The 14606-nt window shown below is 42.1% G+C and carries 15 protein-coding genes and 1 pseudogene; 7 read left to right on the top strand and 9 right to left on the bottom strand.

Features of this window, described 5'->3' with window-relative positions:
• Positions 1–293: 293 nt before the first annotated feature.
• The 3 genes from IQ230_RS12220 to phnC are packed head-to-tail and all read left to right on the top strand — an operon-like array spanning position 294 to position 2816.
• On the top strand, positions 294–1214 hold the full coding sequence (locus tag IQ230_RS12220) for a phosphate/phosphite/phosphonate ABC transporter substrate-binding protein (RefSeq protein ID WP_193932264.1): 921 nt from the start codon (positions 294–296) through the stop codon (positions 1212–1214).
• Positions 1211–2065: a phosphonate ABC transporter, permease protein PhnE gene (gene phnE / locus IQ230_RS12215; RefSeq protein WP_193932263.1), complete on the top strand. Its 855-nt coding sequence runs from the start codon at positions 1211–1213 to the stop codon at positions 2063–2065. The genes IQ230_RS12220 and phnE overlap by 4 nt, the downstream gene beginning before the upstream one ends.
• Position 2066: 1 nt before the next feature.
• The gene (gene phnC / locus IQ230_RS12210) at positions 2067–2816 is read left to right on the top strand and encodes a phosphonate ABC transporter ATP-binding protein (protein WP_193932262.1); all 750 of its coding nucleotides are present in this window, start codon (positions 2067–2069) and stop codon (positions 2814–2816) included.
• 55 nt (positions 2817–2871) lie between these two features.
• Here phnC and IQ230_RS12205 read toward each other — a convergent pair.
• Positions 2872–3063: pseudogene (locus IQ230_RS12205) on the bottom strand (IS1 family transposase); the annotation flags it as partial.
• A 141-nt stretch (positions 3064–3204) separates the two neighbouring features.
• Positions 3205–3885, bottom strand: coding sequence for a hypothetical protein (locus tag IQ230_RS12200; RefSeq protein ID WP_193932261.1), 681 nt, complete (start codon positions 3883–3885; stop codon positions 3205–3207).
• A 343-nt stretch (positions 3886–4228) separates the two neighbouring features.
• On the opposite strand from IQ230_RS12200, the gene IQ230_RS12195 reads away from it, so the two are divergent.
• A complete protein-coding gene (locus tag IQ230_RS12195; RefSeq protein ID WP_193932260.1) occupies positions 4229–5578 on the top strand; it encodes a Na+/H+ antiporter NhaC family protein in 1350 nt (449 codons plus the stop codon).
• Positions 5579–5592: 14 nt separating this feature from the next.
• Positions 5593–6354, top strand: a complete 762-nt coding sequence (locus tag IQ230_RS12190) for an SDR family NAD(P)-dependent oxidoreductase (protein WP_193932259.1) — start codon at positions 5593–5595, stop codon at positions 6352–6354.
• 8 nt (positions 6355–6362) lie between these two features.
• On the opposite strand, the gene IQ230_RS12185 is transcribed toward IQ230_RS12190, so the two are convergent.
• The 3 genes from IQ230_RS12185 to IQ230_RS12175 are packed head-to-tail and all read right to left on the bottom strand — an operon-like array spanning position 6363 to position 8177.
• Positions 6363–7457 carry a precorrin-8X methylmutase gene (locus IQ230_RS12185; protein WP_193932258.1) on the bottom strand — a complete coding sequence of 365 codons (1095 nt, stop codon included), beginning with the start codon at positions 7455–7457 and terminating at the stop codon, positions 6363–6365.
• 2 nt (positions 7458–7459) lie between these two features.
• Entirely contained in the window at positions 7460–7828 is a 369-nt protein-coding gene (locus tag IQ230_RS12180; protein ID WP_193932257.1) for a helix-turn-helix transcriptional regulator, read from the bottom strand.
• Between the two features lie 16 nt (positions 7829–7844).
• Entirely contained in the window at positions 7845–8177 is a 333-nt protein-coding gene (locus tag IQ230_RS12175; protein WP_193932256.1) for a type II toxin-antitoxin system RelE/ParE family toxin, read from the bottom strand.
• Positions 8178–8303: 126 nt separating this feature from the next.
• On the opposite strand from IQ230_RS12175, the gene IQ230_RS12170 reads away from it, so the two are divergent.
• A complete protein-coding gene (locus IQ230_RS12170; RefSeq protein WP_193932255.1) occupies positions 8304–10235 on the top strand; it encodes a heavy metal translocating P-type ATPase in 1932 nt (643 codons plus the stop codon).
• Here the strand turns inward: IQ230_RS12170 and IQ230_RS12165 are convergent.
• From IQ230_RS12165 to IQ230_RS12155, 3 genes are all read right to left on the bottom strand, one after another.
• Complete coding sequence (locus tag IQ230_RS12165) at positions 10195–11277, bottom strand: AI-2E family transporter (RefSeq protein ID WP_193932254.1); 1083 nt, start codon at positions 11275–11277, stop codon at positions 10195–10197. The genes IQ230_RS12170 and IQ230_RS12165 overlap by 41 nt on opposite strands.
• A gap of 319 nt (positions 11278–11596) precedes the next feature.
• Positions 11597–12538, bottom strand: coding sequence for a GNAT family N-acetyltransferase (locus tag IQ230_RS12160; RefSeq protein WP_193932253.1), 942 nt, complete (start codon positions 12536–12538; stop codon positions 11597–11599).
• A 116-nt stretch (positions 12539–12654) separates the two neighbouring features.
• On the bottom strand, positions 12655–13605 hold the full coding sequence (locus tag IQ230_RS12155; RefSeq protein ID WP_228054807.1) for a LysR family transcriptional regulator: 951 nt from the start codon (positions 13603–13605) through the stop codon (positions 12655–12657).
• 179 nt (positions 13606–13784) lie between these two features.
• Between IQ230_RS12155 and IQ230_RS12150 the strand changes: the two genes are divergently transcribed.
• Positions 13785–14060 carry a hypothetical protein gene (locus IQ230_RS12150; protein ID WP_193932252.1) on the top strand — a complete coding sequence of 92 codons (276 nt, stop codon included), beginning with the start codon at positions 13785–13787 and terminating at the stop codon, positions 14058–14060.
• Here IQ230_RS12150 and IQ230_RS12145 read toward each other — a convergent pair.
• Positions 14057–14602, bottom strand: coding sequence for a Uma2 family endonuclease (locus IQ230_RS12145; RefSeq protein WP_193932251.1), 546 nt, complete (start codon positions 14600–14602; stop codon positions 14057–14059). The genes IQ230_RS12150 and IQ230_RS12145 overlap by 4 nt on opposite strands.
• Positions 14603–14606 lie beyond the last annotated feature (4 nt).

Raw genomic sequence — 14606 nt, 5'->3', positions numbered from 1 at the left:
AGCGAACCACGAGTCACCAAACGCCGTCCCAAAGCTTACCCCAGATTGACTAAGCCTCGGCAAGAATTACGTAAACAATTGCAGACTGCTTAATTGATAAGCGTTTCCGCTTTTCTTAGTGCCATTCGTCTCTTAGTCAAAGAAAACCTTTCTGACAGCAACATTTTACTCTAAGCACTCTTAACTTGAAGAGATTTCAGAAATTTTTTATTTACTATGCATGCGCTTGAGCGCACTCATCTAGCTATCCTTGTAAAAGTGACAACAAGAACTACTTCTCTCAAAATCTCAAAATGTTCAAAAGCCGTTGGATACAAGGAGTTTTATTAGGAATAATGGCAATGCTCGTGGTGGTGGCTTGCACTCCTACTACAACGCAAAATTCTAACAACTCTCCTGAAGTTGCCTCGCTTACTCGGCTTACCTTTGGGGTGGGTCCTTACTTTCCGATCCCTAACGAAAATCGCAAACAGTTTGAACCATTGTTTAACGCACTGGCAGAACAAGTAAATTTACCAGCTGAGGTAACAGTTGCGGATGACTGGATTGGCATTTCGGAAGCATTGCGATCGCGCACTCTGGATGTTGCTTGGTTAGGTCCTTGGGGCTATATGCTGGCACGGCACAACGATCCTTCGTTGCAGGCAATTGCTACTGTCAAGTACAAAGACAAACCTACCTATTATTCAGTGTTAATGGCACGGGCAGACGCACCGTTCAATACCCTGGAGGAGGCAATCGCCCAAAGTCAGCAAGGTACCAAACTCAGGCTTAGTTTGGCAGATGTAGGCTCGACGTCTGGTTGGCTCGTTCCCCAGGCGGAATTTAAGCGACGCAATCTCGATCCGAAAGTTGTATTTGACTATAACGAAGGTGCGAGTCACGCTGCGCAAGCGATCGCTGTACTAAGTAACCAAGTGGATATTGCCTCTGACTACGACCGTAATCTAGATGTGTTGACCGACGAAGGCAAGATTGACAAAAGTAAACTTAAGATTATCTGGCAATCTGAGCCGTTGCCTAACGATCCAATTGTGGTTCGAGGCGATTTCCCAGAGACAATTAGAACCCAGTTGCAAGAAGCACTAGTTAATCTACCTCCAGAACAAGCCAAAACTCTATTGCCTAAAAACTACACGGGGTTTATTACATCTGACGGCAGCAACTACGCTTCGATTGAGCAAGCAGGATTATTAGTTGGCAAGCTAAAATGACCCTTCCATTTACTAAGAGTGAAGTTAATCGAGTTGATAATTTTCCTGATTTAAATGCAATCCTAGCAACTGAGCAACGACGACAGGGAGGTGTTTGGAAACTTTTGCATCGTAGCTTTTGGGGAGTGCTGGCGATCGCCCTACTGATTGCTAGTGCCCGCACAGCAAGGGTAGATTTGTTGCAATTTTGGCAGCGCATCCCTACAGTGGGAGAATGGCTGTCTCGTTTATTTCCGCCTGATTTTTCAGAGCTACCCATCTTTTTTGAAGCGATTTGGGAAACCTTAGCAATCGCCATTATTGGCACAGGTTGTGCAATTCTAGTTGCCGTTCCTCTAGCCTTGTTAGTTGCGCGAAATATTACTCCGGTGCAATGGTTAGCTACTCCCCTACGAGGGCTACTAAATTTGCTACGCGGTATTGATACTGCTATTTTCGCTTTATTTTTTGTTTCAATTGTGGGTTTAGGACCTTTTGCTGGAGCCTTAGGCGTAGCATTTCACACGACTGGATCGATGGCAAAGCTTTACGCTGAAGTGTTGGAATCATTACCCAGCGAACCGATTGAAGCCATTGAAGCCACTGGGAGCGATCGCCTTCGCAGCTTTGCCTTTGCAGTCTTACCCGAAGCACTACCTGGATTAATTGGCATCAGTTTGTATTTATGGGAATTTAACGTCCGTTCTTCTGTAATTTTAGGTATCGTTGGGGCTGGAGGTATCGGCTACGAATTGCTAGTCAGTTTAAAGCTGCTCGACTTTCCTCGACTCTGTACCATTTTGCTATTGATTTTGGCAATGGTTAGCCTAATTGATGCATTCAGCGCCTACTTCCGCCAGCGATTAAATTGACATGATTGTTGTTGAAAATTTAACCAAATCTTACCAGCGCGGTCACTTCGCACTCCAAAACCTTAGCTTTGAGATCGTGCCCCATACTTTCACCGCAATTCTGGGTGCGAGTGGCTCTGGGAAAACGACTTTGCTGCGCTGCCTTCTGCAACTTACTCAGCCTGATACAGGAAAGATTTGGTTTCAAGGGCGGAATTTGAACCAATGTTCTGCCTTGGAGCTACGGCAGGCACGCACGCAGATTGCAATGGTGGCTCAGCAATTTAACTTGGTGCGGCGTCGCACGGCTCTAGAGAACTGCCTGGGAGGTTGTTTACCAGAACTGCCGCTGTGGCGATGTTTAACGAGTCAGTTTCCTGCTAGTTTATTGCGAGAAGGGTTAGCTGCCTTAGAGCGAGTGCAATTATTAGAGGTTGCCTTTCAACGCGCCGATCGCCTTTCGGGAGGGCAACAGCAGCGAGTTGCAATTGCCCGTGCTCTTACCCAAAAAGCTCGCCTAATTCTGGCAGATGAACCTGTTGCCAGCCTCGATCCTGAAACTGCCCATGTGGTGCTGCGACTGTTGCGATCGCTCTGCGACCAGGAAGGCATCACGATTATCTGCAATTTACATCAAGTTGAATTAGCGACGCAGTATAGCGATCGCATTCTTGGTATTCAAGCGGGTAAACTAGTTCTAGATGTTCCAACGCATCAGTTTAGCAATTCGGATAATGATATAATTTATAGAACCCATTTGGGATCTATTTAACCAGTCGCTAATCTTTGAAGCATTAAGCGAACAAAACAAAGATTAATCGGTAGTGCTACATAAGTAATGATGCATTGTAGTAATGGATGAAATACCAGATGGCACCAATGTGATTCTCCAACGATTTTGAGAAGGACAAGGTTTTTCGCACCAGCCTCAACACGCGTTGTCTCAAGGTGTTGTTGAATCGTTCAATGTAGCTGCAAAAGCCTGTTTCCTTTCCGACCGCTCGATGCCGCTGGCTCGGTAGAACTAGCACATACGCCGCCAAGATGCACAAATAGGGCAAGCTGGCATGGAAGGAGAACAGCAAGAAACTCTACTTCTCCATCATTACATCTTGAGCACTACCCATCCATTACTACAATGCATCATTACTTATGTAGCACTACCAAATTTCTCTAGCATGATATGGTCGCTCAATATCCTCGCGCTGCAAGGTGGGAGTCAAAGTAGAATTGCGATCGTCATTCCACTGATTGAGTTGTAAAACGAGTAATTCTAAAGTTTTGCTTTCAAGATACATTCTTTTCATCATCCCGTGATAAGGACAGTTAAGAATCTCCCAAAGCGTATCGCGCATTTTAGCGGTTATTCTACCCACAGCTTGATGAAAACGTGGTGCTGAGTTATCTTCTTTCAATAACTGTAGTGCAGCTGGCAAAATATCAAAATCGGTGCTAAAAGAACGAAATAGGTCAAGTTCTAGAAAAATTCTCAGAAATTGCAATCGTTGGTTAGCTGGTGAAATCTCTATTTCCTTAATATCCGGTAGAAAAAATAGATAATTATATCCAGCCTTTTCTTCATAGTCTTCTTTAACGCCTTTGATACCTGGAGTGAGTACCTGATGCACTCCTGAAAGGTAGAACTTCGATACCAACACTGTCATCGAGTCATCGTGATGGTTTTCCTTGTTTAAACATCGGTGATAGTCATCTTCGATAAACTCCACCATCAGTCCAGGGCATAGCTGAATTTCCCAAAAGTAATCTTTGCTATATTGATTCTGGCATCTTCCTACTCTATCAAAACCATCCACATTGTAAGCAAGATAGTGCTTATGCAAGCTGGCTTCCCACTGTTCTGTTCTGTGTATTCTGCTTCTGTAATCGTTTTCATCAGTTACTTTAGTGCAAGAGATACTAGCTTTATGATTAAATGAGAATATTTGTCATCATTGCAGTATACAAAATAGCATTAGGTTTTGTTAATACAATACGAAGTGGGTTTGAAGAAGATACCGTTTTACCTTCTAACTACAACATCTAAATCGTCAAAATCAAAATCCAAAATGGGATAGGCGATCGCAGCAGCAACTATCTTTTTTATTCATGGAAGCTATTCACATAGATTTTTGCAAACTAAAACGCAAGTTGATATGCTGTTAAATAAAGAAATATCAACAAATAATGGATTTAATAATTGCCATAATTGTTTCGTTTATTTGTATAATAATTAGTCTTACAAAAGGTTACTTTATAGGTTATCCTCTCTTATTTTCTTTAATCATATTTACTCTTGTTCTTTGGCGCAGAGGGTTTACTTTAAAGGCTTTGATATCTTTAGCTATTCATAGTAGCCAAAAATCTTTTTCAGTCATTAGTATTCTTTTATTAATTGGTGCAGTTACAGGTGTTTGGATGGCAGCGGGAACTGTACCTGCACTTGTCTACTATGGAATTCAATTGCTTAATCCGCGCTACTTTATTTTATCAGCCTTCATCTTAACTAGCATGGTTTCAGTGCTACTTGGTACTTCTTTTGGAACTGTCAGTACTATTGGCATTGCTTTAATGATTATGGCACGAGAAAGTGACGCTAATCCTCATATAGTAGCAGGGGCAATTATTGCTGGAGCCTATTTTGGCGATTGCGTTTCACGCATGCTACACGAACGCGCATCTCCGATGTCTTCGAGTGCTAATCTTGTCGCCACTATTACTCAAACTAAACTATATATAAATCTAAAAAATATGATGATAACTGGTTGGCTACCTTTTTTAGCTGCTAGTTTTGTTTATTTAGTTTTATCAATAAGTAATCCAATCGCAGTAACAGACAACATTTTACTTACTGAAATTCCCAAAGTTTTTAACCTCAATTTATTTGGTTTACTACCAGGTTTTATAATTTTACTGCTATCCTTATTACAAATTGAAGTCAAAATAACTTTATTTTTCAGTATTATCACTAGCCTAATTATAGGAATATTTTTACAAAAATACTCACTAACTCAATTACTAAATTATGCTGTCTATGGATTTGATTTAGGCATTGCGTCTCCCCTCGCACCCATATTAAAAGGAGGTGGAATTATTGCTATGCTGAAAGTTTCAATTGTTGTGATTATCTCTACAGCTTTATCAGGTATGATTGCTGGAACTAGAGTTTTAGAGTCTGTTGAAGTTTTTCTAGAAAAATCTAAAAGTAGAAGCCGCTTATTTTTAGGAACAATTGTTGTAGGAACAGCAGCAGCAGCTTTTGGTTGCACTCAAACGATTGCGATTCTATTGACGCAGCAACTTGTGCAAGAAAGCTATCATAAGAAACTAGATAATTATCAACTAGCGCTTGATTTAGAAAACACGGTCGTTGTAATTTCTCCTTTAATCCCTTGGAATATTGCTGGACTTGTACCAGTAACAATTTTAATGACTGACTGGAAATTTATTCCGTATACATTTTATTTATATTTTCTCCCAATTTTTAGTTGGATTCAATTTAAAAGGATTTCCTTGAAAAGAAAAGTGTTGTTATAAATATATTGCTAGCTATGAGTAAAGAACTGTTTGATTTAACAGGTAAAGTGGCAATTGTCACAGGTGCAGCGCGGGGATTGGGAAAAGCGATCGCCCAAGGTTTAGCTGATGCTGGTGCTAGTGTAGTTATTGCCGATATTGATCGTGTCGAAGCTGAAACTACCGCAAGAACAATTGGTAATGCATTAGCCTTAAGTGTTGATGTCACTAGGCGCGATCAGTGTTTGCAGTTAGTAGAGCAGACGGTAACGCATTATGGCAAGCTTGATGTTATGGTTTGTAATGCGGGAATTGACATTATTAAATCAGCAGAAGATTTAGAAGAATCTGAATGGGATGCAATTATTAACGTTGACTTAAAAGGCTATTTTAATTGCGCTCAAGCGGCTGCAAAACAGATGATCAAACAAGGTACAGGTGGTTCAATTATTATGAATTCATCGATTGCAAGTGTTGTCGGAATTCATGGATTGGTTGCTTACGCAGCAGCGAAAGGAGGTGTAAATCAGTTAGTCAAAACAATGGCTGTTGAATGGGCAAATAAAGGAATTCGCGTTAATGGTTTTGCTCCAGGATACTTTGAAAATATCATGCAAGGTGCGGGTGATATTCACGCTGATCTTAAAAAGCAAGAACAAATTAAAACGTTTACACCAATGGGACGTCGAGGAAAACCTGAAGAACTTGCAGGATCAGTGATCTTTTTAGCTTCGTCAGCTTCTTCTTATGTTACAGGGACTATTTTAATGGTTGATGGTGGATATAGCGCAATGTAAATAAGGAACTAACCCAAATAACAATGGCAATCTGGCTTTTCAATTAATGATTCTGCAAGTGCATTGAGTGCAACTGCTGCGAGTAAACCACCGCCTAAAGTTCCTTCGGTAGTAATAAACGGGATACGCGATCGCATCAATCTACGTTTAGCTGCGGGCGCATGACTAAAACCGATTGGCATTCCGATAATTAAAGCGGGTTGCATTCCACTTTCTACTGCTTCACACGCTGCCATGAGTACCGATGGTGCGTATCCTACAACTAAGACACATCCACGTTCAAGTTGTTGTAATTTGTGTTGATTTTGATGCCAGAATACTTGTTCTGCTTCAGCCGCACTGGTAATGTGAGGATCGTCGATGAGTGTTGTTACTTTACAACCGAGATGTTTTAGCCGAGTTTGATCGAGGGCTGCAACTACAGCAGGAACATCACCAACAACTTGGCAATTTGATGATAGAGCATCTCTAGCAGCAGCGATCGCCCGATTTCCCAACCGCACAAAGTTGACTAAACTCACATCACCACACGCTAACACCAACTTTGCGAGTAAATCAGCTTCAATTTCAGATCGATCCGACAAATCGGGTAACAACCGCTGTAACGACTCCGCAAAAGCTTCAGGATGATCGTGCGTTGCTGCATCCCAGCTATCCCACAACTGTTCTAACTGTCCTAATCCATCTTGTGTTTCCACTTCTAAAAGCCGTAGTTGCGCAATTGCTTCGGCTTGCAAATTTTGACACGCGCGATCGCGCCCTAATAATCCTTCTAATGCTGCTGCGGTTTGGCGCAACCGTGCTAACTGTTGCATAACTGACTGATATTGTTGTTGCAGTTGCGTTGTCAGCGTATTCACTTCCCCTGCAGAATCGGTTTCGAGTAATTGACGAATGTGCGATAGTTGAAAGCCTTGTTGTTTTAATGCAACGATTCGCCGCAATTGTTGAACATCTTGTTGCGTATATAGCCGATAATTGCTGTGCGATCGCACGGGTTGCGCTAACAACCCCACTTGATGATAATGCCGTACCATGCGCGGAGTCATATTACCACCCACACTTTCAGTCAGTTCTTTAATCGTTAAATATTCATCTACCATAATCAATGACTTGCACTCAACTGTAAATTATCATCAGCTGAATTTTGAATGCTAGCATGACTAACTGAAATTGCTTCAGCAATTTCTCTCGGTGTTGCTCCTATCGATAGTAAAGTACGAATTAACAAGTCAGTAGAAACCGATGGTTCTCCAGCTTCCATTTTTGCTACTCTCGATTGACTCGAATTAATCTGCCGTGCTACAGCAGTTTGAGAAAGTTTACGATTTAAGCGCTGCTCCTTTAATTTTCTACTTAATGCTAGCTTCATTTCAATCAGTGCTAATTCTGCTGAAGAAAGTTCTAGAAACTCCTCTACTGTGCCAATTTTCCAGCCTGCTGCTTCTAAGCGTTGACGCTTCGCTGAATCCATAATTAATACTCCTTTCTTATATTTCGTCATACCGCTTGAGTCGCTTTTTGCAATTTTGAATCACTGAAGATGGTGTTTTTTGTGTCGTTTTTTGGAAAACCTCTATAATTACAATTGCATCTTCATCAAGGCGATAAATAATTCGCCACTCTTTATTCAAGTCTGTAATTCTTAATTCATGGCAGTGAGAACCGATACTAGGCATCGGGCGCGAATGTGGTAACGATAATGTCTCTCCATTCTGGAGTTTACGTAACAAAAACCCAACTTCAATGCGAGCTTCAGATGAGAAGGGTGGTGTTTTCACCTCACCACTCAGCCACACCAGTGGTTTGTTAGCATCGTTCATCTCAAATTATTATATCAAAATTGACATATTATGTATCTTTACATGAACAACGTCGCTATTTATTGAACTTCAAGCTTGACATTGACATTAATGTTAAGGTTTAGCATAGGGTAGTCGCCTGATTTAATGACTACTGTGATAGCTAATTCCTTGGCAATTCCTCGCCTCAAAACACTGAGAGAACATCCTGATGCACTTGCTGCGATCGCTTGTGGCGTTCTTTTATTCTGCGGTTGGTTATCGTTGTACTGGGATTGGTTGGGTTTAGGGTTGTTACTGCTGTGTGCAGCATATGTCATTGGCGGTTATGAAAGCGCCCGCGAAGGATTGACAACTTTATGGAAAGAAAGAGAACTCGATGTTGACTTACTGATGATTGTCGCCGCGTTAGGTGCAGCAGGATTGGGTTTGTGGCGACGAGAATATTACTTGATTGTTGATGGGGCAGTATTAATATTAATCTTTGCCATCAGTGGTGCGTTAGAAGGCTATGCAATGCAGCGTACCGAACGAGATATTCGTAGCTTGATGAGTTTGAGTGCAGATACCGCACGAGTATTATTACATGGGCAAGAACAAATGACTCCAGTGGCAAAATTAGAAGTGGGCGATCGCATTTTAGTAAAACCTGGAGAATTGATTCCTACTGATGGCATTATTGTTGAAGGTTACACGACGCTTAACGAAGCCGCGATTACAGGTGAATCGCTACCAGTAGAGAAGACAGTTGGAGATGAAGTCTTTGCAGGTACGCTGAATGGTTATGGTGCATTGCAACTACGAGTTCATCAGCCACCAGAAAGTAGTTTAATTCAGCGCGTGATTCAACTTGTCAAACAAGCGCAAACCGAAGCCCCGCCATCGCAGTTATTTATCGAACGCTTTGAACGCGGATATGCACGGGTAATTGTGGTATGTGGAATGCTACTGGCAATTTTACCGCCGTTGATTTGGGGTTGGAATTGGGAAACAACGATTTATCGGGCTTTAATTTTTTTAGTTGTGGCTTCGCCGTGTGCGTTGATGGCGGCGATTATGCCTACATTATTATCGGGAATCGCTAATGGGGCGCGTCAGGGGATTTTGTTTAAAAGTGGGGCGCAGTTGGAAATGATGGGGCGGGTAAAGGCGATCGCTTTTGATAAAACGGGAACTTTGACGACGGGGAAGTTGCAGGTTGTCAAGGTGATTCCGGCGGATGGGGTGACAGAATCGGAGGTGTTGCAAGTAGCGGCGGCGTTGGAGGCTTATTCAGAACATCCGATTGGTGAGGCGATCGTTGAGGCGATGAAGCGGGGAAACGACACACAAAAAATAGAGAATGTGCGATCGCATCCAGGTTTGGGGATTAGTGGAGAGGTAGATAATCAGGAAGTTTTGGTAGGAAAAGCAACATTTGTCTGCGAACAAAGTTCTGTTGCAAACAAGAGGTTGGGGAAATCCAGCCAGCAGTTAGAAGCCCAGGGTAAAACTGTGGTGTGGGTAGCCAGAGAAAATCAAGTGTTGGGAATCGTTGCAGTGGCGGATACGGTGCGATCGCAAGCTTTTCAAATTGTTTCGCACTTGAAGCATTTAGGAGTTCAGCAGGTTGTGATGCTGACAGGGGATAATGAACGTACTGCGCGTAATATTGCGCAAGATATTGGGATTGATCGGGTTTATGCGGGGCTTTTACCGGAAGACAAGGTAAATGCGATTCGTGACTTACAGAAACAATATCAAACTGTGGCAATGGTAGGTGATGGAATTAATGATGCACCTGCGCTTGCCCAAGCATCAGTGGGGATTGCAATGGGTGCGGCGGGGAGTGATGTTGCGTTGGAAACGGCGGATATTGTCTTAATGGCGGATCGTTTGGATAAGTTAGTTGCGGCGATTCGATTGGGTAGGCGATCGCAGTCAATTGTCAAACAAAATATTGTGTTTGCTTTGAGTTTTATTGTTTTACTGTTAATTGCAAATTTTGCGGGTAATATTACTTTGCCTTTAGGAGTTATTGGGCATGAAGGGTCAACTGTTATTGTGATACTAAGCGGTCTGCGGTTACTGCGGAATTAGTTTCTTCAGGTTCATCTTGCATACTATCTAAGACGTCTTTTAAACAACTTGCTAAAGGTACAGCAACGAGTAATCCTAAAAGCCCTGCAAGTTTTGTTCCTATGGCTAAAGCTGCAATAATTCCTACAGGGCTAAGTCCGGTAAAACTTCCAAGCAACCTAGGTGCAATGATTTGATCGATAATTTGATCGACGACAAGTGCAACAGCTAATGTTTTAACTCCTAGCCAAAAATCGTGCGAAGCGACTAATAAACTCACTAAACTAAAACTCAAAACATCTCCGAAAGGAATTAGGGTAAGAATTCCTACACCTAAACCAAAAATTGAACCGAAAGGAACATCTAAAAAGAGAAATACTAAAGTCATTGCGATGCCAACAATGACGGCTAGCGCAACTTGCCCAATAAAGTAGTTTTGAAAATTCTGTTTTAAAGATTGCTGTAAAGCAATACCGAAACGTGGTGGAAATCGTTTAATAATACCTTTCCAAATTCGTTCGCCATCTAATAGAAAATAGAAACTAATGACAACTGTTACAATAACTTCGGAAACGCTATCAATTGCCCCTAGTGCAACTCCTAAAAACCGTTTTGCTAATGATTCTAATTCATCGGGAAGACGAGCGGTAATTTGGCTGGCTAATTCTGTAAAATTAATTGGTAAATTTCGCGATGCTGCCCAGTCATCAACAGCATGAAGTTTTTCACTTCCCGAATCAATCCACTGTGGAAGCAGCCTAGCACTTTCATTTAATTCTTCTAAAAAAATCGGAATTAAAGTGATACCTAAACCAACTAAAATGACTAAAGCTGCGATAAAAACAATTCCAACAGCATATTGACGTTCTATTTGACGTTGTTGCAAAAAATCAACAGGATAGTTTAAAATGAAAGCTAAAATAGCAGCTAAGACAAAAATACTCACTAATGGTTGAAAATACTCAAAAGCTTGTAACAGTAACCAACCATTTAAGATAACTAAAGGAAACGGCAATCCGATTGATAACCATTGCTGCACTTTAGTTTTATGCGAATCAGTCATAATGAGAGTATTTTTGAATATACAAATATTATCCTATGCTACGTAATTAGAAGATTAAACCTCTTGCGTGAATGCGAGTGCGAATAAATTCGCTGCTAGACAAACGTAGACGCGTAGCGGCTTCCCGCAGGATAGTCCACCTTCGTGGACTTAATCGGCAATTTCTTCAGGTTTCCCAATCCGCTTAACAGGAAGCTTTTGAGCGATCGCTTTCACAACCTCTGCACGCTGTTCGCCAAATATTCTATCGAGAATTTCTTTATCAATGACTGCACAAACTGTATTGACTCGTATGGAAGCTAATTCAAACCCGTTTTCCCTAACGCCAATCGTCTAATACAAAAACGTCTGGTCGATTGTAACCAGGCTCATTGGGCTTGTGCATGACGACACCGACGATCTCAGTGCGAAAATGGCGAGCAACCATCTTGATATAGGCTGCATCATGGCTTGTATTCACGCCAGCAACGAGACGCAACATTTTTTGAGACGCTCCATACGCTTCACACAGGTCGAGTAACTTCTCAAACTGTTCTCCCGCTTGTATTCCTGGGCGTACTGCTCCAAACTTGACATAGCATACATCGCTACCTGCTTCACTGCCTGCACCACAATGACAAATTGCGAATCCTGTTAGACCTGTTTCATCCGACAGCAAAACGGTGTCACCTAAATTTTGAGCATGAACGGCTTCAATCTCGCGCGATAAATCTAGCCCTGAATAAATAGCATCTGTGAGTTGAGAACACTCTTTAAGACAATGAGATTGTTGCTGTGGATCGAGTTGGGAGTACTTCGTTCCTGGTAAGTTCTGCTGAATTGCTTGAATTGGTTTTGCCATAATAAAGGTCAGAAAGCGTGGATAGAATCCAAACTTCTGATAAAGCGTATGGTGCTTTGGGCTATTTGGAAAGGTAAACAACCCAGCCTGTTGCGTTCCCCATTGAGCAAACTGAGTCATCACAGGTTCAATCAAACGCTGAGCAATGCCTCGATTCCAGAAGTCAGGGTGAATAGTGAGTGGACCAAAAGTACCGACGCTACCCCAACAAGTGGCGATATTCGAGCCAACCAGTTTCCCATCAACCTCAGCAGCAAATGCCGCTGACGGCTCAACTTTCCAGCGGGGTTGAACATAGTTCGCATCACTGCCAAAATCAGTGGGTTGAGACAATCCGATAAAAGTGCCGAAGGCAAGTCGAAAGATATGGTCAGCCGTTGCTAGCTCATTTTCTTGAAGGAGCCGAATCGAGGTGTTCATGAGCGGCACTCTCCGCTGTTGGTGTAAAAAGTTTAGCAATAAATCCTTGCCAACTTAGAACAACGAATTCAATCTTTACTAAGAGCTATCAACCTCTGAGGCTCAAGCGATAAGGTCTAACTACGAATTGGTACAAAGCTACTCTTGAGAAGATCGAGTAAAGCAAATCCAGCCGGAGTTAGTAACGCGTCTGCGAGTATAGCAACACTAATCGTCCGAAAAAAGGGTACTGGAAGACTAAAAACTTGTACCCCTTCTGGAATTGGTTCAGCTGCAAGGCGAGGACTAATTGCAGTTCCTAATCCTTGTGCAACCATGTTAACTATTGTGGTATCAGAGCGAATTTTATACGTTGCCTGTAGCGTTACACCATATTTAGCACAATGAGCGTACATCATCGTATCGCAGTCACAGCCGTCGGGAGGCACGATCAAAGGATAAACTTTTAAGTCTTCCCAACTCGGCTGAGTGGATTTTGGCTCAAAGCTGGGAGGAAATAGTACTACGAATTCATCATGCATCAATTCCCAAATTTCAAATTCATGGCTTGTTGGTAAATACGTAATCCCAATATCAGCACGCCCTTTGCGTAAATCATCTTCTACATCCGCGCGATCGTCGTACTCTGCAATACTCACCGCGATCGCCGGATAGCGCTGGCAAAATTGTGCAATGATTCTTGGGAGAATATTCGTTCCCGCACTGCGAAATGCAGAGATCCGTACTAAGCCACCTTCTAATCCTTTGGCTAGGTTTGCTTGTTTAACGATATCTACCATCAAGTACAAAATCTGACGCGCCCGATCTACAATTTGCTCGCCTACAGGAGTAAGATGCGCACCATAACGCCCTCGCATAAAAAGTAAAATGCCTAGTTCTTCTTCTAAAGTCGCGATCGCATAACTTACTGCTGACTGAGATAATTGCAGTTGCAAGGCAGCCTCACTAAAACTACCACAATCGGCAACTGCGATTAAAACTTGCAGTTGAGACAGCTTGAGTTGGCTTTGGTAGTCAAAACCCATAACGAAGATATCAGCACTGTCTGCATTGTCGCAAAAATACAAAAATCATCCATCAAATTTACTGATAGACGTGATTCAAATCATGATTTGTTTGTTGATCGCGTTTCTACATAATATCTAAACGCTGCAATGTATTGGCTAATCGCTAATAGGAATGTTAGCAACCCCGACTTGATGCTCATAACTCAAAGAGAAACACTGTAAATTTAAAGGTTTGTGCAATGAAAACTTTGGTAAATTGGCAAAAATATCAACGAGCAAAACCGAACCAAAATAAAGACAATTTGAGTAAGCCAGTTTTTCGATTCAAGCTACATAGCATTTGGCAATTGCTACGCAAATATTTGATAGTCTCATCAGAACTGCAAGTTTGGTCTACGTGCGATCGCCAGGGTAATATTTGGTGGAGTGCTTACAATCCAATAACTCAGCGCTCAATTTATCATGTTTCTGAAGAACAAATTTTGGCTTGGATTGAAGGGCGCGATCGCTATTAAACAGAAAATAATTGCTCAATTGATATAGTAATCTCTGGAAACGCTAATGGAGAGACTATTCCAGTTTTAATGTCTTGCCGTGATTGATACTTATTTCCTTGTGGATCGCGAAACACAATTAGCTGTAGCGTAGTGAGATCTAATATCCAATACTCTTGAATTTCTGCTGCTGCATATATGGGCTGCTTCTGTTCTAAGTCTTTGGTTAAACTTGAATTAGATATCTCTACCACTAGATAGATGTCATTAGCTCCAGGGTGACGCTCTCGGTAATCGCTCCAAGAACCGCGTACTATGGCAATATCTGGTTCTGGTTCTGAAGATGTCAGTGTAATTGGGCGGGCTTCGCGAACAAGGGCTTGACGATTGAGGCGATCGCGGAAATAATCAGCTAAGCTTCCTCCACAAAATGTGTGTATTGGTGCTTCTGGTGTCATTTCGTGAATTTCTCCCGCCAACAATTCCACGCGGCGATCGTCTAAAATACCCGATGCAATCATCCGGTGATAATCGTCTACTGTCCACTTTGCCAATGTTTCCATAACT

Origin of the sequence: Gloeocapsopsis crepidinum LEGE 06123, from assembly GCF_015207655.1 — a bacterium.
GTDB lineage: Bacteria > Cyanobacteriota > Cyanobacteriia > Cyanobacteriales > Chroococcidiopsidaceae > Gloeocapsopsis > Gloeocapsopsis crepidinum.
The sequence above is the reverse complement of the archived record's forward strand: the minus strand, read 5'-3'. Positions and strand labels throughout refer to the sequence as shown.